The sequence below is a fragment of the Burkholderia contaminans genome (genome assembly GCF_029633825.1).
GTDB classification, from domain to species: Bacteria; Pseudomonadota; Gammaproteobacteria; order Burkholderiales; family Burkholderiaceae; genus Burkholderia; species Burkholderia contaminans.
On sequence record NZ_CP090641.1, the window covers coordinates 1,614,448 to 1,640,915 of the forward strand.

Here is a 26,468-nt window from a genome sequence, read left to right on the forward strand (position 1 = left end):
CTTAACGTCCGCTGCCGAGCGCCTGCGCGGCCGGCATCGCTTCGTACGGCGTCTCGCGCACCGTCGGCTTCGACTCGCGGCGCGCGCGCAGCACGGCGATCACGCCGTACACCGCGATCGCCACGACGACGAAGATGAACAGCCCGGCCAGCGCCGCATCGATGTAGTCGTTGAAGATGATCCGCTTCATCTGCGCGATCGACTTCGCCGGCGCGAGCACCTTGCCTTCGTCCACCGCGGCCTGCAGCTTCGCGGCGTGCGCGAGGAAGCTGACCTTCGGGTTCGCGTCGAAAATCTTCTGCCAGCCGGCCGTCAGCGTGCAGATCAGGAGCCACGCGGTCGGCACGATCGTCACCCATGCGTAGCGCTCGCGCTTCATCTTGAACAGCACGACGGTGCCGAGCACCAGCGCGATCGCGGCGAGCATCTGGTTCGAGATGCCGAACAGCGGCCACAGCGTGTTGATGCCGCCGAGCGGATCGACCACGCCCTGATACAGGAAGTAGCCCCACGCGGCCACGCACAGCGCGGTGGCGACCAGGTTCGCGGGCAGCGACTCGGTGCGCTTGAGCGCCGGGTGGAACGTGCCGAGCAGGTCCTGCAGCATGAAGCGGCCCGCGCGCGTGCCGGCGTCGACGGCCGTCAGGATGAACAGCGCCTCGAACAGGATCGCGAAGTGATACCAGAACGCCATCATCGCTTCGCCGCCGATCACCTGGTGCAGGATGTGCGCCATGCCGACGGCCAGCGTCGGCGCGCCGCCCGCACGCGCGATGATCGTCGTTTCGCCGACGGCCTTCGCGGTCTGCGTCAGCATGTCGGGCGTCAGCACGAAGCCCCATTGCGTGACGGTGTTGGCCACCGCTTCCGGCGTCGAGCCGAGCACGGCAGCCGGTGCGTTCATCGCGAAGTAGATGCCCGGTTCGATCACGCACGCGGCAACCAGCGCCATGATCGCGACGAACGATTCCATCAGCATCGCGCCGTAGCCGATGAAGCGCGCGTTGGTTTCGTTGTCGATCAGCTTCGGCGTCGTGCCGGACGAGATCAGCGCGTGGAAGCCAGACACCGCACCGCACGCGATCGTGATGAACAGGAACGGGAACAGGTTGCCCGACCACACGGGGCCCGTGCCGTCGACGAACTTCGTCAGCGCGGGCATCTTCAGTTCCGGCGCGACGACCAGGATGCCGATCGCGAGGCCGAGGATCGTGCCGATCTTCAGGAAGGTCGACAGGTAGTCGCGCGGTGCGAGCAGCAGCCACACCGGCAGCACCGAGGCGACGAAGCCGTAGCCGATCAGGATCCACGTGAGCTGCGTGCCCGTGAACGTGAACCACGCGGCGAGCGTCGGCGAATCGTGCACGTGCTGGCCGAACGCGATCGATGCCATCAGCAGCACGAAGCCGATGATCGACACTTCGCCGATGCGGCCCGGACGGATGTAGCGCGTGTAGACGCCCATGAACAGCGCGATCGGAATCGTCGCGGCGACGGTGAACGTGCCCCACGGCGAATTCGTCAGCGCCTTCACGACGATCAGCGCGAGCACCGCGAGGATGATCACCATGATCAGGAACGCGCCGAACAGCGCGATCACGCCGGGCACCGTGCCGAGCTCCATCTTGACGAGATCGCCGAGCGAGCGGCCGTCGCGGCGCGTCGAGATGAACAGCACGATGAAGTCCTGCACCGCGCCGGCGAACACGACGCCGGCCAGGATCCACAGCATGCCGGGCGTGTAGCCCATCTGCGCGGCGAGCACGGGGCCGACCAGCGGCCCGGCGCCGGCGATCGCGGCGAAGTGATGGCCGAACAGCACGTACTTGTTGGTCGGCACGTAGTCGAGGCCGTCGTTGTACTTGACGGCCGGCGTCATCCGCAGCCCGTCGAGCTGCATGACCTTGCTGGCGATGAAACGGCTGTAGAAGCGATACGCGATCAGATACACGCAGACTGCGGCGATCACGATCCAGAGGGCACTGACGCGCTCGCCGTGTGCGAGTGCGATCGTGCCGAACGCGAACGCGCCGAGCAGCGCGACCGCGATCCATAGCAGGGTACTGGAAGCCCGATTCATGGCGTCTCCTGGTCTCCAATGTGTTTTTGAGTGGATGCGACGAGGGGCCGAACCCGCGTGACGTCGATGCGTCGTGCCGCAGCCTCGCAGAGGCCACGGCGATGGGCCGTAGTATTCCGCGCGACGGGGGCGGCTTACAAGCGGATAACTACGTATGCGGGGCTACGTAGAATTACGTAGATGTGGGGAGGTGCGGCGCGACGACAACGTCGGTTTGCGGAAATTTGTACCCAGCCCCCACTGCCGAAGCGGGAGCTGGATCGATTCAAGGTAACCCAAGACGTGGTGCGCCACCGCGAGGAAAAGCGAACCGTCCCATCAATGTGGATAGCGACATCGAACGCTGCATCCGGCGAGAACATCGACTCGACCACGCATCCGTAGAACCGATGCGCTCGTTCGCCCAGCATCGATGCTACAGACCGCCGCGCTTGAGCCGGATCCCGTGCGGATGCGGATTCGCGTCGCCGGAATCTTCGGGCAGCAGGTTGCCATCGTCGAGCTTCGCATCGGCACGCGCTGTTGCCGGATAACGTTCCGGGTAAAGGTGGCGCTGGGCGACCGTCTCGTCGAACGTACCAGACCATTTCGCAACGACGACCGTGGCCAGGCTGTTGCCGATCGTATTGCACGTGGCGATCGCCATCGACATGAAGCGGTAGACGCCAAAGATCAGCGCGAGCCCCTCCACCGGCAGCAGCCCCGTCGATGTCACCGTCGCCGCGAACACCACGAACGATCCGCCCGATACCGTCGCGGCGCCTTTCGACGTCAACAGCATCAGCAGCAGGATCCCCATCTGATGCTCGAACGTGAGCGGCACGTTGTACGCGTGCGCGATGAACATCACGCCCATCGCCATGAAGATCGACGTCCCGTCGAGATTGAACGCATAGCCGGTCGGCAGCACGAGACCGACCGTCTGCTTCGCGCAGCCAAGTCGCTCGAGCTTGATCAGCAGGCGTGGCAACGCGCTTTCCGACGACGCGGTGCCGAGCACGATCAGGATCTCGTCCTTGATGTAGCGCATGAAGCGCCACATGCTGAAGCCGGCCAGCTTCGCGACGATGCCCATCACGACGACGATGAACAGCACCACGACCGCGTAGAAGCTGAGCACGAGTTGCGCGAGCGCGACCAGCACGGCTGTCCCGTTGCTGCCGACCGCGAACGCGATCGCGCCGAAGGTGCCGAGCGGGGCAAGCCTCATCACCAGGTTGATGAACGAGAACAGGACCTCCGAAATCTGGTCGAGCCCGTCGTTGATTCGCGTGCGGCGCCCTTCGGGAATCGCGAGAATCCCGATGCCGACCATCACCGCGAGCACGACCACCTGCAGCAGCTCGCCCTTCGCGAACGCGCCGATGAAGTTGTCCGGCACGAGATGCATCACGAATTCGGTGAACCCTTGCGGCGCCGCCTTTGCCGCGGCGACCGGTACCTTGCCGACCGCCACGGACGTCATACCCTGCCCGGTCTGCAGCAGGTTGCCGGCGAACAGGCCGAACGCCAGCGCGATCGTCGACACGACTTCGAAGTAGACGATCGCACGCCAGCCGACCCGCCCCGCGCTCTTCACGTCGCCGGCGGAAGCAATGCCATGCACGATCGTCAGGAACACGAGCGGCGCGACGCCGGCCTTGATCAGCGCGAGAAACACGTCGCCGAGAATCTTCATCTGCGTGCCGAATTTCGGAAACAGCAGCCCGGCGACGATGCCGAGCACCAGCGACGCGAGCACCTGCATGCCGAGCTTGCGATACCACGGGCGCTTCGGCGCCGGGGCGACCGGTTCGTCGCGCGAGGTCTGTGCGTGATTCATGATGGTGTCTCCTCCACGTCGTCCGCTCAGATTTCGCGGGACAGTGCGATCGCCCGATCGACCATCTGCGGCGCGAGGCCCAGGTAGTTGACCGGATCCGTCATGCGTTCGATCGCGTCGCGATCGAAGTGCCGCGTCACCTCGGGCAGTGCGGCCAGCGCTTCGGCGAGCGTGCCGCCCTTCTCGTTGACCGTGCGGCACGCGTCATACACGATGTCGTGCGCCTGCTGGCGCCCGGTAAACGGCGCCATCTGCATCATCGCGGCTTCGGCGACGATCAGCCCCTTGCTGATGCCGAGGTTCTGCTTCATCCGCGCCGCATCGACGATCAGCCCGCCGAGCGCGAACTTCGCCTGATGCAGCGCGCCGGATGTCAGGATGAAGCTCTCGGGAATCGCGATCCATTCCGCATGCCACGGACCTGTCGCACGCTCGAAATCCTGGATCATCGCGTCGACCATCAGGCCCGCGTGCTGCCGCACAGCTTTCGCCGCCGCCAGCATCAGCTCGCTCGAGATCGGATTGCGCTTTTGCGGCATCGTGCTGCTTGCGCCGCGCCCCTTGACGAACGGTTCGTACACTTCCGCGAACTCGTTCGACGCCATGATCATGATGTCGAGCGCGATCTTGCCGAGCGAGCCCGTGACCAGCGCAAGCAGGTTCACTGCCTCGGCGAAGCCATCGCGCGCGACGTGCCACGTCGTCGCGGGCACACCGAGCTTCAGTTCTTCCGCAAGCGCCTTCTGGACGTCGAAACCCTTGTCGCCGAGCGACGCCAGCGTGCCGGCCGCGCCCGCGAACTCGACGACCGCGACGCGTGCGCGCAGCTCCGCGAGCCGCTGCTGATGCCGGTCGAACATCGCGAGCCAGATTGCGGCCTTGTAGCCGAACGTGACCGGCAGCGCATGCTGGAGATGGGTGCGGCCTGCCATTGCGGTGTCGCGGTGCGTGCGCGCGAGGTCGGCGAGAATGCCGCGCAATTCGCGGATATCGGCGTCGATCGAGTCCAGCGCATCGCGTACTTGCAGGGCCACCGCGGTGTCCATGATGTCCTGCGTCGTGGCACCCCAATGCACGTAGCGGCCCGCGTCGCCGCACATCGCGACGAGCTGGTGCACGAGCGGCAGGATCGGATAGCCGACGATGTCCGTCTCCTCGCGCATGTGATCGAAATCGATGCGCTCGATGCTCGCTTCCCGTGCAATCACGTCGGCCGCTTCGGCAGGAATCACGCCGACGCGCGCCTCGGCCTTCGCGAGCGCGACTTCGACGTCGATGTAGCGCTGCACGAGTGAATGATCGGAAAACAGCGCACGCATCTTCGCGGTGCCGAAGGCATCTCGAAACAGAATCGAATCGACGACGGTGCTGGAGACAGGGAGGGTGCGGCTTGCCATGGTGACCTCTGAAAAGGAAAACGGGAAAAGGCATCGGACCTTCGAAGCCGGATACCTTCAATATGTCCGGACATATCGAAGGCTATTATGTCCGGACATATCGCTCAAGCGACGTTTACCCTTAAACTGTCAGCGACGACTGACATGCAGAGAAAATGAACCGACCCCATTTCGCCGAGATCGCGCGCGACCTGACTGAAGGCATCGCGTCGGGCCGCTTTCCCGTCGGCTCGTACTTGCCGACCGAGCTCGAATTGCGCGATCTGTACAAGACGAGCCGGCACACGATTCGCGCGGCGCTGCACGAGCTGCAGCAACTCGGCTTCGTGTCGCGCCGCAAGAACGCGGGGACGCGTGTCGAATCGGTGCAACCGAAAAACGACTTCCGGCCGTCTCTTGCTTCGATCGAGGATCTCGTCCAGTTCGGTTCCGAGAATCTGCGCGTGGTGCAGACGGTCGAGGAGCTTGTCGCTGACGGCAAGCTCGCGAAGGTCCTGAAGAGCGACGAAGGTGCGCGCTGGCTGCGCATTTCGAGCCTGCGTGTCGAACGCGATACCTCGCGTCCGCCGATTGGCTGGACGGACGTTTATATTGATCCGAGCTATGCGGAAATCGTGGAGACGATCCGCAACGAGCCTGACACGCTGATCAGTTCATTGATCGAGGCCCGTTACGGACGATGCGTTGCCGAAATCGAGCAAAACGTACAAGCGGTGAACGTCTCGCCGGAGATGGCTGCGAGACTGCAGATCCCGGCGGGAACGGCCGCGCTTGAAATCGTGCGGCGCTATATCGATTCGATGGGCGTTGCGTTCGAAATCTCGATCAGCATTCACCCGGCCGAACGATTTTCCGTTTCCATGAGGCTGAAACGGTCCGAGAGTTGAACCGGCAGACGGGTGAAAGCGCCGTCAACATTGGCGCACCGAAGCAAAAAGTGGATTTGCTCGGTATCTGCTCTGCGCGTGACGCCCCCGCCGCCTTCAATGCACTGGTTACGGTGCAGTAGCACTACTCAATCACCTGATGCGTTGCGCTGAAGCAGGTGCCCGTTAAGCCGTCGGTTTCTGCCATTTGCAGGAAGCTCTCGGACGACTCTAGTTGACCGAACTGAGTCAGACGATCTGATGCTGTCTGTTTGGTCCAGTCCAGACTTATACACGTACGACGCGGCGGTGCTCCAGCGGTAGACTCGGCAGAGGAGTTGACGATCAAAGGTGCCAGATATAGTGCGTGCGAGTCTTCGGTGAGATCACACGCCGTCAATTCCTTCTGATCTACATGCTCCCCGATCAAAAGCCGAGCATCGAGAAGCTATCGCCGCGCCTACTGCGGCAGCGACCTAGTTCATGTTAGAACCAATGGCGCAAGCCAATAGCGATTTCTGTTTGGTTTCTCGCCCCTGGGAGTTGGACGTTAGCCGCTCCGCTCGTATGGTTGTAGTCGACTTGGCCGTACACACTGGTCCTCTTTGAGAAAGCGTACTCCGCTTCCGAAACGAGGGTCCATCGCACGCCGTCATTGCCCGCGAATTTTTGCGCATCGTGAATATTGTCGTAATAGTACGCTTGACGGAGTAATACGGTTGGGCTCAATTGGTACGATACGCCAGCGAAAAAGCCCTGATCCCGGCGTTCGACGTCCGCGGTGCCGGATGGTGCGCCGGTAATGTTCAGCTGTGTATCGGCAAGGCCCGTGCCGTCACGATTATTTTGATATCCCGCATACAGTGTTGCCGGACCGATCGCGTACGTTAGGCCCAAGCCGAAGATGCGCTGGAGCCCACCGTAGTTGGCGGCCCTGGTTTGTTGATACACGGCGCCGGCTGTCATACTCCCTCCGGCATACATGATTGCACCGCCAAACTGGGAATTTTGGGCGACGCTTCCCGGCACTCCGCCAACACCGTAAGAAAGCCCTATCCGCACGGGTCCAAGCTCCTTCTCGTAGTACATGGCGCTTGGCCGTTTCCCGCTATCCGTGCCAAACCACCAAGCCGTGTTGTAGAAGTTGCCCACCGTGAGCGGATCATAGTTGCTCATGGTGTTGTAGAAGATCGTGTTGATATTTCCCGCGATTAGCGATCCGAAGCGACCTTTGAGACCAACGTACGCGTATCGGTCGAAAATGAGATTCTTCGATGCCATGGAACCATCCTGCGGATTGAAGCCGCTTTCCAGTCGAAAGATCGCACTCGTCCCGCCGCCAAGGTCTTCGTTCCCGAGCAACCCGAACCGACTGTGATTAATCGCACCATTACTCATTTCGACCATGTCTCCTCCCTTCGGAGTGGCGTGATTTCTCCATACAAGGCTGGCGTCCACGACACCATAAAGCGTGACGGACGACTGCGCGCTGGCCAACGAACTTGCCATAAGGGCTGCAATGGAAAAAGCAATGTTTCTATTCCTTATTTTCATCGAAAATCTCCAACCTGTTTATCGAGTTTATATTTATTGATTAGCATGACGAAGTTATACATCCGAATACTTCCGATATCGCCGTGCTTTCCGTCTCAATGACGCAAAACTGGACAACGGAACCGAACCAGTTCCGATGCAATTGGGTGAAGGAGACGCCCCTGATGGGGCGCAGGTGCTATGTATTAGTTACAGCCTGCCCGCGTCGACGATTTTTTTGAGAAATTCTCTGGTTCTCGCCTCTACGGGATCGCCGAACAACTGTGAAGGCGGCCCTTTCTCGAGCACACGACCCTGTTCAAGGAAAACAACCTGGTCAGACACTTCCCGAGCGAACTGCATCTCGTGCGTCGCGAGAATCATGGTCATACCATCCGCTGCCAGGTCGCGGACAATGTTAAGCACTTCGGATACGAGTTCGGGGTCGAGCGCGGAAGTGATTTCATCCAGAAGCATGGCCTCGGGTCGCATCGCGATAGTACGCATAATCGCAACCCGTTGTTGCTGACCACCTGAGAGCTGATCCGGATAATATTCAGCGCGATGCGACAAGTTCACTCGGTCTAACAGTGCGCGAGCACGCTCCCGTGCCGCTCCGACATTCTCCCCCAGCAACTTGACCGGCCCCAACGCCACATTGTCCAGCACGGTCATATGGGGAAAGAGATTGTAGGACTGAAATACCATACCGACCCGCTTGCGCAATCGATTGACGTCGACGCCCGGGCCGGATACGACGTCGCCGCCGATTAGAACCTTGCCGGTGTCGATGGTCTCAAGCGCATTGATGCAACGAAGGAGGGTCGACTTCCCGCAACCTGATGCGCCGATTAACGTAACAACCTGATGCTTCTCGATATTAAGGTCGATTCCGCGAAGCACTTCGTGTTCGCCATACCGCTTTTTTAAGTCGACAAGTTCGATGAATGACATTATTTACCCTTCTGGCGACGAGTTGAGCTTCGCGCAAGCATCCAGTCGACGAAGCGAGTTTGAGGTATCGTGACCATTACAAACAATGCAGCCACCACGGTGACCGACGACAGATTGAAGTTGCTCGACGCATAAAATTTCGCTTGATTGAATGCATCGACGGTTCCAATGATGTTGACCAGAGAGGTGTCCTTTTGCAGTGCGATGAATCCGCCAAGCAGCGGCGGAATGACACGTCGCACTGCTTGAGGAAGAATCACGTACCTCAACGTTTGGCCGTACGAGAACCCGAGCGAACGCGTCGAAGACCACTGTGAAGGATGGATGGACTCAATGCCGGCTCTATATGTCTCCGCAGCATATGCACTGAATGTCATCGTTAAGGCAAAGATCGCATACCATTCCGGCGACAAGTCACTTAGAAGCGGGATCTTCGCCAACGGAAGACCAAAGCCAACCAGGTAGAGGACAATGATGGCCGGAACTGCCCGCATAATGTCGATATATGCAATCGCCAACGCCCTAACCGGTGCTCCGGCCCGACCTGGAATCATCCGCATCACAGCGAGCACAAGTCCTAATACGAGCACCAGCGCCTGCGAAACGAGGGCCATCCATATGTTGACACCGAAGGCTCTCAACACATCGAGGAAGCATTCCTTGATGACATCAATGCGTAGAAACGTTTTCTGAATGCTGCCGTCATTGATTGTCATGAACAAACCGAACATAAGAACGATCAAATATGTCAGGTTCAGGCCAAACGAAATAAGTGCATCCTGCTTCGCGCCGTCGGCGCTTGCACGGGCTGCCAGGATATCGTTACGGCGCGCCTCGCGTTGAGCCTTGAGAGACAAGCGCAACGCAGCGACGCTATACCAGAGGGACACAGCGGCAGCAACTACGCCGACCGAGCTGATTGCAAGTCCGATAACGTTGCCGGCCCCTTTGTGTGCAGAGGTCACCGTGAGGGCGCCGCCGATAGTTGCGATCAGCAGTAACAATGCCAACGATGCCGCGATTGCCGCGATTGAAAGCGGCAGGCTCTTGGGCGCCGGACTCAACGTGTCTCTGCCGACAAACGCGTTCGAAGTTTCACTCACGATGTTCATCAACGTACGCTCCAGAAAGATATCTGGGATGGGTCAACGCCGAACCTCGGTTGAAGGTATGTAGCCGAGAGCTTTTTGAGCGTACCGTCCGATGCGAGTGAACCGATCACCGTATCGACGGGCTGCGTGTTGACCGAACCACGCGGGGTGATCACGCCATAACCCTGATCCACTCTAAATTGCCCGGGTACATGTACTACCCCATTTGACGCCTTGGCTTGCGTCAGCGCGAGCGTGGTATCGGTCACGATCGCATCGACCTGTCCTGCCATCAGGGCAGTGAACATGTCTTCCTGGGATTGGTAAACACTAACCTTCGTCTGCGGCTTGAGGACGTTTGCGACCCAATCCGAGCCGACGTTGCCTTGAAGCACGCCGATACGCTTGTTCCTGATGTTGCCTTCGGTAACGCCCCCGGAGACCTTCGTTGCAACACCAAGATTGGAAGTGAAGTACGGGCGAGAAAAGTTGAATACTTTCTTTCTCGGTTCGGTAATGGTTGTCGACGCAATCGCTACGTCATACCCGGTCGCCATCCCGGAAAAGAACTGCGCGGGACTGATGTTCTTGATCCTGATACGGTGAAGTCCCGCACGCGATGCGATGTTGGCAGCAAGGCAGTACTCGAATCCTCCGTTGATGGTATCCGGCGACATCCCGTTCCACCAACCCGGGTTAGGCAAGATGGTTGCCACCGTCAGCGAATCTTTCTCGATCGTTTGCAGCTTTGTATCTTGCTGCGCGCTTGTAATCTCGCAGGTTCCGAACGAGGACGAAGTCTGAGCCTGACTACCTGCGATCGCCGGTGTAACGACGGTTGCAGTCGTTATAAGCATCCACGTAGCGGCTGCATTCGAAAATTTGTACTTCATATGTCATCCTTAATAAGTCAACCGGAAATTCGCGAGCGATAGTTCGAACACTCACGATCCAGAGCGGAAAATAGCAGCTCCAATTGCGCCTGGTCGGCACCGGGGTATTCCGGATGCCATTGCACGCCTAGCCCCCATTGATCGCCCGCAATCTCGATCGCTTCAGTGATGCCATCCGGCGCGACGGCTGAAACGACAAGGTTTTCTCCGAGCTCATGAACGGCCTGGTGATGTGCGGAATGAACGATGATCTGGTCAGTGCGGTAGATCAGCCCCAGCTTGCTATCAGGCAGAATCCGTACGCTATGCGTGATGAACTGCGTGTTGTTTGCAGATACATTGTGAATGGACTGCGTGCCAACGTCCTGCAGAAGCGAGCCGCCGAGCGCAACGTTCAAAATTTGCATTCCCCGGCAAATGCCCAGGAATGGCATCGAACGATTCATCGCCGCGCGAACGAGCCTGATCTCGAAATCATCAGCTCGCGGGTTGATCCCATATGAGCACGGATGCAAGGTGTCGTCACCATAATTTCCGGGGTGAACGTCGCTGCCGCCGAGCACGACAAGTCCGTCATACTCGCTGACAAGATCAGCGGGATCTCTTGAAGAATGAGCGGCGTCCACCATGCCTGCCTCGAGGCCAGCGCTGGCCAGTCTCGAAACGGTGTGGTCCGCCAAGGTGCGGAGCGCCAAGTTCAGTTCTGGCGCAGCGAGCTCAGAGTCCATGACACAGGACACTAAGACGCGAGCGGGCACTTTTTTAGCAACTTCTGACATAAGGAGTACAATTGAGTGTCGACTGTAAAACTATAACACCTAGAGGTTATGGAAAAAAAAGCTTTCGCATCCACACTTACCCCTATCGCGGGGCAGAGTGCACCCGAAACAATCGTGCGCAAGGTGACCGAAAGCATCACCACCGGTGAGTTTCGGCCAGGCGACAAGTTGCCTCGGGAGGAAGAACTCGCCCGCACGTTCGGGGTGGCACCCATGACGCTTCGCACCGCACTCGCATCACTGCGCGAACTCGGGCTTGTCGTGACAACACGCGGGCGGTTTGGCGGTAGTTACATTGCAGAAAATGTGGGCCAGCGCTTGCGGGAAGTGGCGGGAGCAAACACATTCACGCAGAGTGAACTCCGAAGTCTTACCGACTGGCGCCGCGCAATATCCGGAGAGGCCTGCTTCCTTGCGGCCGAACGCGGCAGCGAGAGAGACATCCGGAGGATTGAAGAGGCGGCTCGACGGTTTGACGCGGAGCCCACCGACGTACCGGCAAGACGCATGGCCGACGCACACCTCCATACCTTGATAGCGGAAGCCGCCAAGTCTCCCGACCTGTTACGCGAGGAGGTAGAAATACAAGCGCAGATGAACCGTCTTATCATGCCGCTGCCCCTCATTACACCGGTGAAAGGAACGCTTTCCTTTGAACATCGGCGATTGGTGTCGGCCATTGCCGCGCGGGACGCTGACGGCGCAAGACGAGAGATGATTGCACACGTTGAATCAACGTTCGAATGGTGCAAACCACTCTTGGGTTGTTGACATCGTCACGCTTGCAGATTGCGCCAGATCCGGTCGTGCGTTCGCCTGCCGAAATCCATGTGCGGCAGTTCGAATCATTCGAACCGCCCCGTGTTGAATGACGTCGCTCGGCGCGGCGACTCAGAAGGTATGCATCATGGCGACGCGGGACACGACTTGATGCGAGTTCGAGGAAACGCCAGCTGAACCGACAATGAATGCGTTGTCGAGCACGGTGCCGGTCGCACCCGACACCTTTTGATACACCGCTTGTGCATAGAGCACGGTTCGCTTGGACAGCGAGTAGGAGGCCATGACGCCCCCTTCGTTCCAGTGAATGGACGACGCGCCCCCGCCGCTGCTCACACTGGCGCGCGTATAGGTATACATCCCGCCGACGGAAAAGGCAGGCGATATATCGTACTTTACGTTCCCTTCGACGTTGTCGAACCTGGTGCTTCCGTTGCTCGTTCCCAGGTCGCCAACCCATATCGAGCTTGCCGGCCGAGACACACTCGTATGCGTGTACACGAGCCCCAGCGTCGCAGGCCCAATGCCGTAGTTTGCGCCGATGCCATAAATCTTTTGGTTCCCCGCGACAAATCCTGCGTCGTCGGTGGTAAGGGCACCGGTCTGAGATGCCCCCGGAGACGAGAGGTCTGCATAAATTGCCCCGACGGTCAGCGTGTCATACGTGTATTTGATGCCCGCCATCACCGCTCGATTCAGTGCAAAGCCACCGGCCTGGTTACTGAAACCGTACATCGCAGTGGCGGAGAAACCACCGTAAGTGCCAGACGTGTACTTGACGGCGTTGTCGACGTGAAATGTCGCGTCCGTATTGTCATTGTCCAGGGGGTGAGAGAAAAGCGTTCCCGCCCAGTTGCCGTTGGCCGTCAGCGGACCCAGCACATCCGTAATGGAGTCGAACTGGCGACCCAGCGTCAGCGATCCCAACGCGTCCGATTGCAGACCCACGTATGCGTTGTAGCCGAAGAGCCGCCCTCCGTACGACAGCCGACCGTTGTTGATATCGAAGCCGTTGTCGAGTTGAAAGATGCCATGCAGGCCGCCGCCAAGTTCTTCGCTGCCTTTCAGCCCGAACCGGCTGACGCCGAGGTCGGCGGTCGACATCTGGTATGCCTTTGCTCCGCCAGCGTTGTTGGTGAAGTTCAGGCCTTCGTCGAGAACCCCATAGAGGGTAACGCTACCTTGTGCGCTGGCGACAGTCGAAAAGATGAACGTGGCGGCGGCGACTGACAGAGACTTTTGCATGAAGTACCTATTACGAGAGTGAAGTAATTGAAGACAGACTTCCGTTCGGACCTGTTTCGTGACGGCCCTAGTCGTGGCAGTGCACGATCACACTTTTCGTTGTCCTATATGAAACATGCTGCATCTCGAAGAAACGGGTTGTCCGCGAACGCCGGCGGCCAACCGCTGCCGTCTGTGTAACCTACAAGAGCAGGAACAATGCCAATCACGCGCCGACATCGCTTTTTTCCGTCGAATCAGCACGTTAGCGAATCAGCGTAGGCGATTTCCCCTACTGCCGAGGTGATGCAGAACTGCGGCACCCGTGATGCAGTGATGCAGCTCTGCCATCAGAGCCCACCCATGTGTCGACACACGCGACAGCGACTCACATGCCTTCATTTGCGAATATCCGGCGGCTGGGTATCATGTGAACCACTCCGCCACGATTGACCAGGTGCAAAAGAAGAACGCTCGCATGGACCTACGACAGCTTCGATACTTCGTGACCGTTGCCGAACAACTGCACTTCGCGAATGCTGCGGAAACGCTTGACATCGCTCCGTCTGCGCTGAGCATGCAAATACTCGCGCTTGAAAAGGAGCTCGGCGTAAAGCTGCTGATAAGGACGAAGCGCTCGGTCACCCTGAATGCAGCGGGTCTGTTGTTCCTGCAAGAGGCCAGACAGACGCTCGCTGCAGCCGAGAACGCGAAGCGCGTTGCGATGATGGCCGGGCGTGGACAACTTGGTGCGCTGGAAATCGGATATGTGATTTCCGCGGCATGCGCCGGCGTCGTACAGCGGTTACTGACGAGCCATGCCGAGCGCTATCCGCAGGTGCGAACCGGACTACATTCGCTGGATAGCCCGGCTCAAATTCAACGACTCCATCAACGGGACCTCGATGCGTGCATTGTGCGAACGGCCGCAGGCAACCGCGAAGAAGTCGACCAGATTCTCTTGTTGAGAGAAAGGCTGGTCGTCGCTTTACCGCAAGCCCATCGGCTCGCAGAACAGGAAGCGATACACGCGGCAGATCTCGCCGACGAGACCTTCACGGCGCCTCAATTCGAGCGAGACATCGGCTTTGCCCGTCATCTTCTCGCAATCGGTCGAGACGCCGGTTTTACACCGAGGATTGAGCTCCAGACGAAGGACTTCCTCACAGCTCTCGTGCATGTCGCGTCCGCCCACGGCGTGGCAATCGTGCCGGAGAGTATCGGAAACATCAGGCTTCCTGGCTTGGTGTTTCGCCAATTGCTGGACGTCCAGGACGATTCAGAGTTGTATCTCGTCTTGCGCAGGAATGACCAATCGCCGTTAGTCGCGAGCCTGCGGGACATCGCCATTCGAATGGGTGGGACGCGAGTCGAATAGCGACGAAAGGCCGCCAGAGCCCCCCCTCCGTCCGAAATATCATCTGATGCACGCTTCCGTCGCCTCAACCGGCAAGGCCGATAGCGCGGGCGATATGTTCTCCAATCTCGATCGACGCCGTTGCCGCGGGAGACGGAGCGTTGCAAACATGAATGGATCGGTCGCCCGGAATGAGATGAAAGTCGTCCACGAGACTGCCGTCAGCCTTCAGCGCTTGTGCGCGGACGCCGGCAGGCGCAGCCACGAGGTCTCTTTCGTGAATCTCGGGAATAAGTTGCTGCAGGCTCTTGACGAAAGCCGCCTTGCTCACTGAGCGCTGCATTTCCTCGAGTCCTTCCCGCCAGTACCTCGACGACAGCTTCCAGAAGCCCGGGTACATCAAGACTTCGCCAAGGTCTCGAAGGCTGAAGTCCCGCTTGCGGTAACCCTCGCGCTTGAAGGCCAGCACCGCATTGGGCCCCGCTTCAACGTGACCACCGATCATCCGGGTGTAGTGAACCCCGAGAAACGGAAAATTCGGGTTCGGCACCGGGTAGATGAGGTGCTTCACGAGATGTCGGCGTTCGGGTCGAATCTCGTAATACTCGCCCCGAAACGGCACGATCTTCAAGTCGTCGGCGACGTTGTCCATCCTCGCGACGCGATCCGAGTGAAGGCCGGCACAGTTGATGACGAACTTCGTCTGGACAACCCCTTGACGTGTTTCAATCTCGACGTTCGATGCGTTCTTGCGAATCGCCAGGACCCGCTCACCCAGGCTGATTTCGCCTCCGCCCAGGGTGATGATTCGGCCGTACATCTGGCAAACCTGTTTGTAGTTCACGATGCCGGCGGCAGGTACTCGAATCGCTTGCAAGCCCGCGACGTGGGGTTCGATCTCTTTCAACCGGTCCGGCCCGATCTTTTCGATGGCAAGGCCGTTCTCGAGCCCGCGTTTGTACAGATTCTCAAGCAGCGGAAGTTCCTCCGGCTTGGTAGCAACAATCACTTTCCCGCAGATTTCGTGTTCAATCGCATGCTCCTCGCAGAAGCGGACCATCGACTCGCTACCGGCGCGCGCGAACTTCGCCTTGAAGCTCCCTGGTTTGTAGTAGATACCTGAGTGGATTACACCGCTGTTGTGACCAGTCTGGTGTTCAGCGAGGGCGCTCTCTTTTTCGATGACGATAATCTTCTTGCCGGGGAACCGCTTTGTGAGCGCCATCCCGGTCGAAAGTCCAACGATACCTCCGCCGACAATGGCAAAGTCATATAGCCGCTTCATAACGTCTAACGCCTCACAGTTGCGTGAATTCCCCGCGAATGCGCATCAGCTCGCGGTGCAGTCCCGGGTTCTTTTCGAAAGGCGCCCGGCCATGAAGCCAGAACAGGTTGTTCAACATCACAAGGTCGCCAACGGGAAGCGGGATCGCAGCCGTTCCCTTTGACGCTTCCATCGACTCGGACAGGCTTTGCAGGTAGTACGCGTGGTCGATCGACTCCGGATTGGCGAATTGATCGATGAAGCAGATGCCCGGCTTGCCGTCGACATTGAAGAACGTACGCCGCTCGACTTGCTGCCCCACATTTTTGCTGGGCGGTGACTTGTACGTGAACTTGTAAGAGGCCAGCGGGTGATTGACGAACTGGCCCAACTGCTCCCAATCGTCCAGATGGAGCAGGCGGGACTCGCCCCCGACAGCGTTCTGTTCACTGAACTTCATCATGAGCAGCCAGTCAGTCGGCTCATCGACGAAAGTTCCGTCGGTGTGCAGCGTGAACAGGCGATATGCCTGACGCAGGTAGGAATCGCTGTTATCCGTATCTTTCACCAGGAAGCGAGCGTAGTAGGTACCCGACATCGAGTCATGGTTGGCTGGCCCGACAAGATGAGCCATGGCGGTGCCGAACTTCACGTAGTCGTCCGAGTCGCTCGTCGCGCCTTGCACACCGATGGTCAGCCCGCCGGAAGCGCGGTCGCGCAGGATGCTCCGCACGGTGTCGGTGAAGGCCTTCCCGAGCATCGCCTCCAGCTTGCCTGCGAGGACGAACCGCATATACGGCACATACTCGAGATTCTGGCTGTTGATTCCGCGTGTTTGCTCAAAGAATCGATCGAGAACCTCCTGATCGATTTCAATGTGGCGAATGCGTGCATGATGCGGATTCTGTCCGACGTGGAATCGCTCCCTTCTTGCCAATCCATACGGATTCCTAATTTCAGTCACTTGTGCAGCGTCCATTTTTCGCCTCTCCTTCGCAGATGTGGTGCGGATATGAACCATTCTAGTTTTGACTTGGGTGGCTCTCAATTCGATTCGGGAGCGATTCAATTCAGAAAAACTGATTTGTTCATCCGTTTGCCTTACGCGCGGCGGACTGAGGAGCGCAGTGGCACCGTCAGCTGCGTGCGACCGGACGGCCCGATTCGCTGCCGAATCCGTGAGATAGCACGAACAGTCAATACGCCCGCGTTGAGCTCCTTGATTCCGACGACGTTAAGCAACGGTCGCGCTTCATCGCCCAAGTGCGGCAGCAACATTTGAGCAGCCGAGAAGTCCTGGCTCTCAGTCCAGAAACTCGGTAGCGCAACCGTCCAGATACCGACCGCCGACGCGGCCTGAACACCAATGGTTGTCGCGGCCAGCGCGACGGCTGTACTCGCGGGCAACTCAAGCGTGTGAAGCAGACGCTGATACATACCGCTGGTGACCTCACTGAATCGCGTACCGTCTCCCGAGGCAACGGCGCAGATGGTCGACGTCCAGTTACTGCCCAATAGTGATTCCAGTGCCATCGATACCGAGCTCGGCGTTTGGCAGCTGACTACTGCGATGCGATAGCCGCCCTGTTCCGCCTGCTGAAGCACGCGCGCGACACCCGGCCGGAACGCCAGACCTCGCTCCTTGAGGAGTCGGTTGAATGCTTCTACCCGTTCCGCCTCGATGCTCCCGAGCAAATCATCTGACCAGTCCGCTTCGACCTGCTCTTGATAGCAGGCGGGAAGCTGAGGGCGACTGCTCACGGACAGCAAGCGCTGATAGACCTCGGGCGTCCATCGCAAGCTGAGCCCGACACGAGCAAAAGCGGTGTTGAATGCCAGCAGGTGCAATGAATCTGTGTCTGCCAATGCGCCATCAAGGCTGAAAATCAATACTTCAGTCGACACGTGTCACCTCGAATGAGAAGTGTCCAAAACGAGCATCTGCGTCTTGCCACAGGCTGGTAGGCGGTCGAACCACTTTCGGGGAAGCGAACTAACGACCAGGATTTCGTGGACTCATTGATACACGTTTCGTGCCAAGCACTACGGCGAATGACCGCTCAAGGCTTGACAGCCAGTTTTTGAATTGACAAGCCACACGCGTGATTCATTCCTGCAATTTGCTGCACTACAAGCATCACAAAAATGAATCAGACGCTGATGGAAACAAAAAAAACGGCACCGAAGATTCGGTGCCGCCAAAGCCATTCACGGATGGACTGGACGAACCCAGCCGGGCCTAACCGTTATAAGCGGTCTTCACGGTAGTGAAGAACTCCGCTGCGTAGCTGCCTTGCTCCCGCGAGCCGTAGCTCGAGCCCTTGCGCCCGCCGAAAGGGACGTGATAATCGACCCCGGCGGTGGGAACGTTGACCATCACCATGCCGGCCTGCGCTTCGCGCTTGAAGCGTGTGGCGTATTGGAGCGACGTCGTACAAATGCCTGCCGATAACCCGAATTCCGTATCATTGGCTATCTGGAGCGCGTCGTCGAAATCTCGTGCCGGGATGAGGCATGCTACCGGGCCGAATATTTCTTCGCGGGCGATACGCATTCCGCTGGTCACGTCCGCGAAGAGTGCCGGCGAGAGGAAAAATCCGTCCGTGTCGCGCTTGATACGCTCTCCGCCAAACGCAAGCGTCGCACCTTCTTCCCGTCCGATTCGGATGTATTCCAGGTCGGTCTGCAACTGCTCGGAATCGACCACCGGCCCAATGTGCGTGTCGGCAGAGAGCGCGTGACCGACGCGCAAGTGCGAAAGCCGCTCGACGAGCGCGTCGCGGAATCTGGAATAGATGCCGTGCGTGACGATGATTCGGCTCGATGCCGTGCATCGCTGGCCGGTAGAGTAAAAGGATCCCTGGATAGCACAGGTGAGTGCCGTCTCCATGTCCGCGTCATCCGTCACGAGCAACGGGTTCTTTCCGCCCATCTCGAGTTGCAACTTTGCAAAGCGTGCGCCGGCCGTTGCCATGACCCGCGCGCCAGTCCCGGTGGAGCCGGTGAAACTGATCGCATGAACCTTCGGACTCTCGAGGAGCGCCTTCCCTACGACGCTGCCACGGCCGATAACGAGGTTGAAAACGCCCGCCGGAAACCCGGCGCGACTGATGATTTCGCTCAATGCCCACGCGGACGATGGCACCAGTTCTGCCGGCTTGAACACCACACAGTTGCCATAAGCGAGTGCCGGCGCAATCTTCCACGCCGGGATGGCAATCGGGAAGTTCCACGGCGCGATGATCCCGACGACGCCGACTGGCTCACGGGTGATGTCGACGCTCAAGCCGGGTCTGACAGATTCGAGGTGTTCACCCCGTACGCGAAGGACTTCGCCCGCGAAAAATTTGAAGATCTGGCCGGCGCGCGCCACTTCACCGATACCTTCCGCACGGGTTTTTCCTTCCTCCCGTGAAAGCAGCTCGCCCAGCTCTTCTTTCCGGGCGAGGAGCTCAGTGCCCACGCGATCCAGTGCATCAGCGCGAGCTTGCACGCCGAGTACTTGCCCGGTAGTGAACGCCTGGTACGCGGCGTCGATTGCCTCGAGAGCCAGGCTCTCGTCCGCCTGTGAGAATTCGTCGACCACGTCAGATGTATCGGACGGGTTGATGTTTCGGTAACCGTCCGAACCGGGACGCCATTGCCCACCGATGTAGCTCGTTTTCATTTGAGTACCTTGATCACGCGTTGTTTCTGAAGTTGCTCAATGACGTCGTTCGACAGGCCCAGCACACCTTCGAGTATCTCTCTGGTGTGCTGCCCCAGGAGTGGTGGCGGATTCCTGTAGTCAACCGGTGTTTCGCTCATCCGAATCGGACTTGCCACCGTACGCACAATCCCGGCCAATGGGTGCGGCTGTTCAACGACCGCCCCCCGCACCGATACATGCGGGTCCTGGAACGCCTGGCCGATGTCGTTGACCGGGCTGCAAGGAACGCCAGCCGCCTCGAGGGCAGCCAGCAACTCTGCATTGCGCCAAAGCTTGATTTGCTCGCGAAGGAGCGGGATAAGCACCGTTCTGAACTCGACGCGTCTGCGATTGGTCGCGAAGCGCTCCTCATTCGGCAGCCCTTCGCAACCGATCGTCCTGCACAGCGCCTTGAACTGTTCATCGTTCCCGACCGCGATTACGATTCGCCCGTCCGACGTCTCGAAGTCTTGATACGGAACGATGTTCGGATGGGCATTGCCCAATCGGACGGGCGAAATCCCGGTCGTGAGAAAGTTCGACGCCTGATTGGCCAACGTGGCGAGTTGCACGTCCAGAAGGGACAGGTCGATCCGCTGGCCTACACCCGTCACCGTCCGATGATGAAGGGCCGCGAGGATGGCCGAACTCGCGTAGATGCCTGTCATGACGTCGGTCAGTGCCACACCTACCTTCTGCGGTCCGGCACCCGGCTGACCGTCTGGCACGCCGGTAATGCTCATCAATCCGCCCATCGCCTGGATCGCGAAGTCGTACCCCGGGCGATTAGCGTACGGACCCGATTGCCCGTACCCCGTCACCGAGCAGTAGATCAGGCGAGGATTCAGTTCTCTCAGGCTGTCATAGTCCAGCCCATACTGCACCAGGCCGCCGGTCTTGAAGTTCTCGACAAGAACATCGGATTTCGCGACGAGGTCCCGGATGATTTTCTGGCCTGCGGCGGTCGCGATGTCAATGGCGAGCGAACGCTTGTTGCGATTGGCAGCGAGAAAATATGCCGACTCCGAGGTCGTATTCCCGTCGCGGTCTCTCAGGTATGGAGGGCCCCATGCACGCGTCTCGTCGCCAAGCGCCGGACGCTCGACCTTGATCACGTCGGCACCGAGGTCGGCAAGAATCTGCGTGGCCCAAGGGCCAGCGAGTACTCGCGACAAATCGAGCACCTTTACGTCGGACAATGCGGAACTCATCGATCAGCCCGGCTAGAGAAGCATTGAAGAAAGGCGCGAACCGAAGCCGCGCCCATTTCCGGCACGGATAAGCGAGCGACGCTTACCCGTATGCCGACACGTTCAGGCCAGCTGTACGACGCCGGCGCCGGCCGTCAACTTGAGGAGGATGCCCTCGATGATGTCCATGCCCTCATCGATGAGCGCGTTCGAAGCCGTCAGGGGGAGCATGATGCGCAAGACGTTGCCGTACGATCCGCACGTCAACAGGAGAAGCCCTTCCTTTTGTGCTTCGGCCTTCAGACTCGTCACGATGTCGGGAGCCGGCTGCCCATTTTTCATGAATTCAATCCCTGTCATGGCGCCGAGACCGCGTACGTCGGCGATTTCAGGGACATGGGCACGCAGGCCGTTGAAGCGGGAACGCAGACGCTCGCCGATCGCCTCGCTTCGCGCGCAGAGGGATTCCTCCTCCATGACGTCGAGAACCGCGAGGGACGCGACACAGGCCATCGGGTGGCCCGCGTACGTGCTTCCCAACCCGCCGGGAGGAATCGAATCCAGCACGTCGGCGCGGCCAACGACGGCCGAGATCGTCATGCCGCCGCCCAGTCCCTTGGCCATCGTGGTCAGGTCCGGCACGACGCCGGAGTGCTCCATCGCGAACATCCGTCCGGTCCGGCCAACACCGGTCTGGATTTCATCCGCGATGAAGACGATGCCGTACGTGTCACAGATGTTCCGCAGTCGCTTGAGGAATTCGGTCGGCGCGGGCGTGTAACCACCTTCACCCTGGACCGGCTCCACGATGATTGCAGCAACGCGCTGTGGGTCCACCGTGTATTTGAACAACCGTTCGAGCCCGTAGATGGCATCGTCGACCGAGACGCCATGCAGCTCCGACGGAAACGGCGCTTGATAGACCTCTGCCGACATCGGGCCGAAACCGGCCTTATAGGGCGCAACCTTGCCTGTCAGGGCCATCGCCATGAACGTACGGCCGTGGAAAGCACCGTCAAACGAAATGACGGCCGAGCGCTTCGTGTAGTAACGGGCGACTTTGACGGCGTTTTCGACCGCTTCGGCACCGGTCGTCATGAAGAAGGCCTTCTTCGGAAATTGGCCGGGGGCAAGCTCCGAAAGCCGTTCCGCCAGCTCGACGTACGATTCGTAGGCCACGACTTGAAAACACGTGTGGGAGAATTTTTCGGCTTGCTTCGCAACCGCTGCCGATACCTTCGGGTGTCGATGTCCCGTATTGAGAACAGCGATACCGGCACAGAAATCGATATACCGCTTGCCTTCGACGTCCCAGATTTCCCCATTCTCCGCGCGTTCCGCGAATACGGGATGAGCATTCCCAATGCCCTGGGGAACGGCGCGAGCGCGTCGCGCCATCAAAGCCTTGTTCGTTTGCTCGTTATTCGACATCTTTCACTCCTGTTGATACGGGACGACCGGGTGGTCATCACAATTCAAAAATCAAACCGGGACGACGGCTCGGTCGTTATTTCGAGACGGTAATTTCGCCCTTTCCACTACCGAACCCAGTCCAGCGGGTATCCGCCTGGCTGGTAAACACTTCTCTTGAGACGAGCTGGCCCGTTGCAGCCTTCCACTTTCCGGTGCCTCCCTGAAGCGTGAACGTGATGCCGTCGTATACGGTATCGATGGCGCTCAGAAGCTTGTCACCGTCCTTGTCCTTCATCTCGCAGCGGCCGGTGCCTTTCGCCGTCACGTCCTTGCCCACCGTCGTATCAGTCTCGATTCCGACACACGTGGTGTCGAAAAAAACATCGCCCTTTGACGGCAGACTTACCCTGTAGCTGCCACGCAGTTGAAACACCGCGGTCGAGCGATTCGCGCCTTCCGCGATGCTCGGCGAAAAATCCGCTGTCCAGCCACTCGACAAGATCACTGGCTCAGCTGACGCGACCGCAGATGCGAGCAGGACACTGCAGCCGAACAACATCACACCGATTTTCATGTTTGACCTTCAAATAGTCTTTGAACGTGGAACGCAGAAGTCCAGCTTGGAGCGGCCCCTTTCAACGAGGGGCCGCCCGGACCAAAGGTCAGATTCCCGTGCGAAATGCAAAGCACAGCACAAACACTTCTGCCACAAAGTGGCGCAGCCCCGCGAACAACTGTTTGTATCGCATTTCACCCTCCATTTACTCACGAGTACTACATCAGCACTCTAGATGCTCGCAATTGGATCGTTTGGTTTGGATGGTTTCGGGGCTCGGAGCGTCCCAAAACCATTCGTCAGAGGTTGCGCGACACCGTCACTTCTTGAAACGAGCCAGCTCCGTCAGACGCAAACCGCCGTTGCCTGGTGAGCAAATGCGCGTCTCCGGCCGGAGCATCACTCTTGCGGTGCGGCTTGCCGATGAAGAGATAGAGCAGCCCGGAGATGACCACCACCACCAGGGTCAGCAGCATGGAGTAGTTCATGTACCACGGAGCCGTCGGCGTACGCGGCCAGAGAATATTGACGACAGCGCCGATTCCATAGGCGAGCGCAAGGATGTTGACCAGCCATCCCAGATTACCCATCGAGAACTGACCGGCCGGGCGCCAGCCGCGCACGCGGGCGAACATCGCACCGAGCACCACCATCTGGAACGCGACGTAAATGCCGACCGCCGCAAAGCTGACGATAATGTTCAGCGCATCCTGGACGAAGAACCCGATGCAGTCGATGAACGCGGACACGACACCGGCAACCACCAGCGCCGCGGCCGGGACGTGGGTCCGCGGCGAGATGCGGGAGAGGAAGCCGCTGCAAATGATCATCTTGTCACGAGCGTAGGCATAAACCAGCCGACTGACGGCGGCCTGAAGGCTGAGAATGCACGACACGTGAGAGATCAGCACGATCCCGTAGACCACGCGTGCGCCAATCGAGCCGAAAGCATGCGTAAGGATGGTGTTGATCGGGTCCGCGTCCTTGCCCGAGATGGCAGCCTGCAGGTCGGGTACCGCAAGGATGAGGCCAAGGCACGCGTAGATCGTGACGGGGATACCGATGTAAATCGTCATCCGCATCGCGCGCGGAATCGCCTTGCCCGGGTTCGGTGTTTCTTCTGCAAGGTCGCCGCATGCTTCGAAGCCATAGCAACAGAACATGCCAACCAACGCCGCGGCAAGGAAGGCGGGCAGATACGAACCACCTGCACTGAAGCTGAACGTCTCGAAGATGACGTGAAGCGGCTGCAGGCGGCCGAACAGGAGCAGGTAACCACTGACGAGCAACGCGCCCAGCACCTCGCAGATGAAACCGAACATCGCAATGCGTGCCAGCGTCTTCGTGCCGAGCAGGTTGATGAGCGTCGACCCGAGCAAAAGTACGATGGCGATGATAGTCGTCGTCTTCGGTGTGACGTCGAACCCGAGCAGATAGGCAAAGAACGGCGCACCGCCAACAGGGACAGCGGCCACGGTTGTAATCAAAGCCCACATATAAACCCAACCGCTCATCCATGCCCAGCGCGCGCCCACCAGCCGTCGCGTCCACGGATAAAGTCCGCCGGCAATCGGGAATTGCGACACGACCTCGCCAAAAATCAGGCAAACAAACATCTGGCCGATTGCCGCAATCAGATAGGACCAGATGAATGGAGGCCCGCCCGTCGTCATGCCGAACGTGAACAGCGTGTACGCGCCCACGACGGGAGAAAGATAGGTAAAGCCGAGCGCAAAGTTTTGCCACAGGCCCATCGAGCGGTCGAAGCTCGATGTGTAGCCCAACGCTGCGAGTTGCGCCGAGTCGTCGTCGGCAGAGCGGGGGTCAGAGAAGGACATGTTGTCTCCTACCTTCAGATGGAAAATTCAGGCGAAACGGCGTTTGGGGCGGGCGCAAACACCGCTATGCACGGTGTTGCGCCCGTTTGCCAACCGGGTCGGCGCGGTCATGCGCCGACTTCCTCCAACAACGCGGTTTCACTCCAAATTGAGCCAAACGGACTTGCTCTGTGTGTGAGCAAGAATGGTTTCGAAGCACTTGTCGCGCCCCTGCCCCGACTGCTTGAAGCCACCCCAAGGCTGCGTCATGTCGCCGTGGTCATAACAATTCACCCAGACGATTCCCGATTCGACGTTGCGCGCCACGCGGTGGGCGCGGGTGACATTCGATGTCCAGATACCGGCAGCCAGCCCATAAATGGACGAGTTTGCGATATCGACCGCTTCCTCCTCGCTGTCGAACGGCATGATGGCTGCAACGGGTCCGAAGATTTCCTCGTTCGCAATGCGCATATTGCGATTCACATCGGTGAAGAGCGTCGGCGCCACGAAGTTGCCAGCGCGAAGCTCCGCCGGAATCTGACCCGCCAGCGCGAGAACACCCCCTTCGCTCTGCCCGATGTCGATGTATGACGACACGCGCTTGTGCTGTTCTTTCGTCACCAACGGGCCCATGGTCGTGCCGGGATCGAGCGGGTCGCCCGGCTTGAACATCGTCGGCGCCAGTTCGACGAACTTCTTCACGAACTGCTCGTAGATGCCGCGCTGCACCAGGATGCGCGAGCCGGCGCTGCAAACCTCGCCCTGGTTGCCATAGATGCCGCTCGCGGCGTATCGGACGGCTGTGTCGATGTCCGCTACGTCGTCAAACACGATCTGCGGGCTCTTGCCGCCACACTCCGTCGTCACCCGCTTCATGTTGGACTGGCCGGCGTAGATCATCATCAGCTTGCCGACTTCCGTCGACCCCGTGAAGGAAATCTTGTCGACATCCTTGTGCAACGCGAGCGCTTTACCCGCGTCTTCGCCGAATCCGTTCACCACGTTGAACACGCCTGCCGGACCGCCCGCTTCCACGAACAGACGCGCGAGCAGGAGCGCGCTCGTCGGCGATTGCTCAGCCGGCTTGAGGACGACCGAGTTACCCGCAGCCAGCGCCGGCGCGACCTTCCACGCTGCCATCATCAGCGGATAATTCCACGGCGTCACCGCACCGACGACACCGATGGGCTCACGGGAGATGAAGTGGAAAGCGCTCGACGCGGTGTTTGTGACAACCCCTTCGATCTTGTCGATTGCTTCGGCAAAGTACTGGAACGTGTGGGCCGAGAACGGTACGTCGCCGTTCAAAAGATCGCTGATGGGCTTGCCCATGTCGAGGCAGTCCAGCAACGCGAATTCTTCGGTATGTTCGTTGATGAGTTGAGCCAGGCGGAACAGCACATCCATTCGGTCGCGCGGCGCCATCCTCGACCAAACCCCTTCCTTGAAGGTACGGCGAGCCGCGGCCACCGCGAGATCGATGTCCTTCTCGTTGCCGCGGACCATCGTGTGCTGGTCAAGGCCCGTTGCCGGATTGACCGTGGTAAACCGGCCGCCATCGACTGCATCGACGAACTGGCCGTCGATGAACAGTTTCGTCTGGACATCGAGGCTTTTTGCCTTGGCATGCCAATCAACCACTTTGACTTCTTCGCTCATTTCTTGATGCTCCTCAGACATGTTTTAGCTGGTGCTCCGAACGAACCGCCAGTCGGACTACACTAATGCACCTTCCGTGCCAATTGCATGCCTGCGCGAGAG

Annotated in this window: 21 protein-coding genes; 3 read left to right on the forward strand and 18 right to left on the reverse strand. The window is 59.3% G+C overall.

Features of this window, described 5'->3' with window-relative positions:
• Position 1 precedes the first annotated feature (1 nt).
• The 3 genes from LXE91_RS24920 to LXE91_RS24930 form a co-directional block, all read right to left on the reverse strand.
• Entirely contained in the window at positions 2-2,080 is a 2,079-nt protein-coding gene (locus tag LXE91_RS24920) for a carbon starvation CstA family protein (RefSeq protein ID WP_039349522.1), read from the reverse strand.
• Between the two features lie 415 nt (positions 2,081-2,495).
• A complete protein-coding gene (locus tag LXE91_RS24925; RefSeq protein ID WP_039349520.1) occupies positions 2,496-3,902 on the reverse strand; it encodes a cation:dicarboxylate symporter family transporter in 1,407 nt (468 codons plus the stop codon).
• A gap of 26 nt (positions 3,903-3,928) precedes the next feature.
• Positions 3,929-5,299, reverse strand: a complete 1,371-nt coding sequence (locus LXE91_RS24930) for a class-II fumarase/aspartase family protein (protein ID WP_039349517.1) — start codon at positions 5,297-5,299, stop codon at positions 3,929-3,931.
• A gap of 155 nt (positions 5,300-5,454) precedes the next feature.
• Between LXE91_RS24930 and LXE91_RS24935 the strand changes: the two genes are divergently transcribed.
• A complete protein-coding gene (locus LXE91_RS24935; protein ID WP_039349514.1) occupies positions 5,455-6,186 on the forward strand; it encodes a GntR family transcriptional regulator in 732 nt (243 codons plus the stop codon).
• Between the two features lie 465 nt (positions 6,187-6,651).
• Here the strand turns inward: LXE91_RS24935 and LXE91_RS24940 are convergent, their stop codons facing one another.
• The 5 genes from LXE91_RS24940 to LXE91_RS24960 all read right to left on the reverse strand — a co-directional run bounded on the left by LXE91_RS24940 (position 6,652) and on the right by LXE91_RS24960 (position 11,364).
• Positions 6,652-7,719, reverse strand: coding sequence for a porin (locus LXE91_RS24940; protein ID WP_039349511.1), 1,068 nt, complete (start codon positions 7,717-7,719; stop codon positions 6,652-6,654).
• Positions 7,720-7,908: 189 nt separating this feature from the next.
• Positions 7,909-8,652 (reverse strand): amino acid ABC transporter ATP-binding protein, encoded by a 744-nt coding sequence (locus LXE91_RS24945; protein ID WP_039349509.1) that lies wholly within the window; start codon positions 8,650-8,652, stop codon positions 7,909-7,911.
• Positions 8,652-9,764 carry an amino acid ABC transporter permease gene (locus tag LXE91_RS24950; RefSeq protein WP_046196367.1) on the reverse strand — a complete coding sequence of 371 codons (1,113 nt, stop codon included), beginning with the start codon at positions 9,762-9,764 and terminating at the stop codon, positions 8,652-8,654. Before LXE91_RS24950 ends, LXE91_RS24945 begins: the two co-directional genes overlap by 1 nt.
• Complete coding sequence (locus tag LXE91_RS24955; RefSeq protein WP_198113716.1) at positions 9,764-10,636, reverse strand: ABC transporter substrate-binding protein; 873 nt, start codon at positions 10,634-10,636, stop codon at positions 9,764-9,766. Before LXE91_RS24955 ends, LXE91_RS24950 begins: the two co-directional genes overlap by 1 nt.
• Positions 10,637-10,653: 17 nt before the next feature.
• Positions 10,654-11,364, reverse strand: coding sequence for a gamma-glutamyl-gamma-aminobutyrate hydrolase family protein (locus LXE91_RS24960; RefSeq protein WP_052760156.1), 711 nt, complete (start codon positions 11,362-11,364; stop codon positions 10,654-10,656).
• A 165-nt stretch (positions 11,365-11,529) separates the two neighbouring features.
• Between LXE91_RS24960 and LXE91_RS24965 the strand changes: the two genes are divergently transcribed.
• Entirely contained in the window at positions 11,530-12,186 is a 657-nt protein-coding gene (locus LXE91_RS24965) for a FadR/GntR family transcriptional regulator (protein WP_158077514.1), read from the forward strand.
• Between the two features lie 120 nt (positions 12,187-12,306).
• Here the strand turns inward: LXE91_RS24965 and LXE91_RS24970 are convergent, their stop codons facing one another.
• Entirely contained in the window at positions 12,307-13,440 is a 1,134-nt protein-coding gene (locus tag LXE91_RS24970; RefSeq protein WP_039349506.1) for a porin, read from the reverse strand.
• A gap of 436 nt (positions 13,441-13,876) precedes the next feature.
• Between LXE91_RS24970 and LXE91_RS24975 the strand changes: the two genes are divergently transcribed.
• Positions 13,877-14,797 carry a LysR substrate-binding domain-containing protein gene (locus tag LXE91_RS24975; protein WP_135370694.1) on the forward strand — a complete coding sequence of 307 codons (921 nt, stop codon included), beginning with the start codon at positions 13,877-13,879 and terminating at the stop codon, positions 14,795-14,797.
• Positions 14,798-14,861: 64 nt separating this feature from the next.
• On the opposite strand, the gene lhgO is transcribed toward LXE91_RS24975, so the two are convergent.
• The 9 genes from lhgO to LXE91_RS25020 form a co-directional block, all read right to left on the reverse strand.
• Positions 14,862-16,061, reverse strand: coding sequence for an L-2-hydroxyglutarate oxidase (gene lhgO / locus LXE91_RS24980; RefSeq protein ID WP_039349503.1), 1,200 nt, complete (start codon positions 16,059-16,061; stop codon positions 14,862-14,864).
• 13 nt (positions 16,062-16,074) lie between these two features.
• Positions 16,075-17,019 (reverse strand): glutarate dioxygenase GlaH, encoded by a 945-nt coding sequence (gene glaH / locus LXE91_RS24985; protein ID WP_046196378.1) that lies wholly within the window; start codon positions 17,017-17,019, stop codon positions 16,075-16,077.
• A 122-nt stretch (positions 17,020-17,141) separates the two neighbouring features.
• Positions 17,142-17,945: an HAD hydrolase-like protein gene (locus tag LXE91_RS24990; RefSeq protein WP_046544077.1), complete on the reverse strand. Its 804-nt coding sequence runs from the start codon at positions 17,943-17,945 to the stop codon at positions 17,142-17,144.
• Between the two features lie 334 nt (positions 17,946-18,279).
• Entirely contained in the window at positions 18,280-19,707 is a 1,428-nt protein-coding gene (locus LXE91_RS24995; RefSeq protein ID WP_039340469.1) for an aldehyde dehydrogenase family protein, read from the reverse strand.
• A complete protein-coding gene (locus tag LXE91_RS25000; protein WP_039340467.1) occupies positions 19,704-20,939 on the reverse strand; it encodes a CaiB/BaiF CoA transferase family protein in 1,236 nt (411 codons plus the stop codon). The genes LXE91_RS24995 and LXE91_RS25000 overlap by 4 nt, the downstream gene beginning before the upstream one ends.
• Before the next feature lie 102 nt (positions 20,940-21,041).
• Positions 21,042-22,349 (reverse strand): 4-aminobutyrate--2-oxoglutarate transaminase, encoded by a 1,308-nt coding sequence (gabT, locus tag LXE91_RS25005; RefSeq protein WP_039340465.1) that lies wholly within the window; start codon positions 22,347-22,349, stop codon positions 21,042-21,044.
• Positions 22,350-22,425: 76 nt separating this feature from the next.
• Positions 22,426-22,905 (reverse strand): hypothetical protein, encoded by a 480-nt coding sequence (locus LXE91_RS25010; RefSeq protein ID WP_039340463.1) that lies wholly within the window; start codon positions 22,903-22,905, stop codon positions 22,426-22,428.
• Positions 22,906-23,186: 281 nt separating this feature from the next.
• Entirely contained in the window at positions 23,187-24,725 is a 1,539-nt protein-coding gene (locus tag LXE91_RS25015; RefSeq protein ID WP_046196371.1) for an APC family permease, read from the reverse strand.
• 138 nt (positions 24,726-24,863) lie between these two features.
• Complete coding sequence (locus LXE91_RS25020) at positions 24,864-26,366, reverse strand: aldehyde dehydrogenase (RefSeq protein ID WP_039340461.1); 1,503 nt, start codon at positions 26,364-26,366, stop codon at positions 24,864-24,866.
• Between the last annotated feature and the right edge of the window lie 102 nt (positions 26,367-26,468).

What these genes read in the sequence shown, in the direction of transcription:
- LXE91_RS24920 (WP_039349522.1), bottom strand. Translation starts at nt 2,080, where the DNA reads ATGAATCGGGCTTCCAGTACCCTGCTATGGATCGCGGTCGCGCTGCTC.
- LXE91_RS24925 (WP_039349520.1), bottom strand. Translation starts at nt 3,902, where the DNA reads ATGAATCACGCACAGACCTCGCGCGACGAACCGGTCGCCCCGGCGCCG.
- LXE91_RS24930 (WP_039349517.1), bottom strand. Translation starts at nt 5,299, where the DNA reads ATGGCAAGCCGCACCCTCCCTGTCTCCAGCACCGTCGTCGATTCGATT.
- LXE91_RS24935 (WP_039349514.1), top strand. Translation starts at nt 5,455, where the DNA reads ATGAACCGACCCCATTTCGCCGAGATCGCGCGCGACCTGACTGAAGGC.
- LXE91_RS24940 (WP_039349511.1), bottom strand. Translation starts at nt 7,719, where the DNA reads ATGAAAATAAGGAATAGAAACATTGCTTTTTCCATTGCAGCCCTTATG.
- LXE91_RS24945 (WP_039349509.1), bottom strand. Translation starts at nt 8,652, where the DNA reads ATGTCATTCATCGAACTTGTCGACTTAAAAAAGCGGTATGGCGAACAC.
- LXE91_RS24950 (WP_046196367.1), bottom strand. Translation starts at nt 9,764, where the DNA reads ATGAACATCGTGAGTGAAACTTCGAACGCGTTTGTCGGCAGAGACACG.
- LXE91_RS24955 (WP_198113716.1), bottom strand. Translation starts at nt 10,636, where the DNA reads ATGAAGTACAAATTTTCGAATGCAGCCGCTACGTGGATGCTTATAACG.
- LXE91_RS24960 (WP_052760156.1), bottom strand. Translation starts at nt 11,364, where the DNA reads ATGGACTCTGAGCTCGCTGCGCCAGAACTGAACTTGGCGCTCCGCACC.
- LXE91_RS24970 (WP_039349506.1), bottom strand. Translation starts at nt 13,440, where the DNA reads ATGCAAAAGTCTCTGTCAGTCGCCGCCGCCACGTTCATCTTTTCGACT.
- lhgO (WP_039349503.1), bottom strand. Translation starts at nt 16,061, where the DNA reads ATGAAGCGGCTATATGACTTTGCCATTGTCGGCGGAGGTATCGTTGGA.
- glaH (WP_046196378.1), bottom strand. Translation starts at nt 17,019, where the DNA reads ATGGACGCTGCACAAGTGACTGAAATTAGGAATCCGTATGGATTGGCA.
- LXE91_RS24995 (WP_039340469.1), bottom strand. Translation starts at nt 19,707, where the DNA reads ATGAAAACGAGCTACATCGGTGGGCAATGGCGTCCCGGTTCGGACGGT.
- LXE91_RS25000 (WP_039340467.1), bottom strand. Translation starts at nt 20,939, where the DNA reads ATGAGTTCCGCATTGTCCGACGTAAAGGTGCTCGATTTGTCGCGAGTA.
- gabT (WP_039340465.1), bottom strand. Translation starts at nt 22,349, where the DNA reads ATGTCGAATAACGAGCAAACGAACAAGGCTTTGATGGCGCGACGCGCT.
- LXE91_RS25010 (WP_039340463.1), bottom strand. Translation starts at nt 22,905, where the DNA reads ATGAAAATCGGTGTGATGTTGTTCGGCTGCAGTGTCCTGCTCGCATCT.
- LXE91_RS25015 (WP_046196371.1), bottom strand. Translation starts at nt 24,725, where the DNA reads ATGTCCTTCTCTGACCCCCGCTCTGCCGACGACGACTCGGCGCAACTC.
- LXE91_RS25020 (WP_039340461.1), bottom strand. Translation starts at nt 26,366, where the DNA reads ATGAGCGAAGAAGTCAAAGTGGTTGATTGGCATGCCAAGGCAAAAAGC.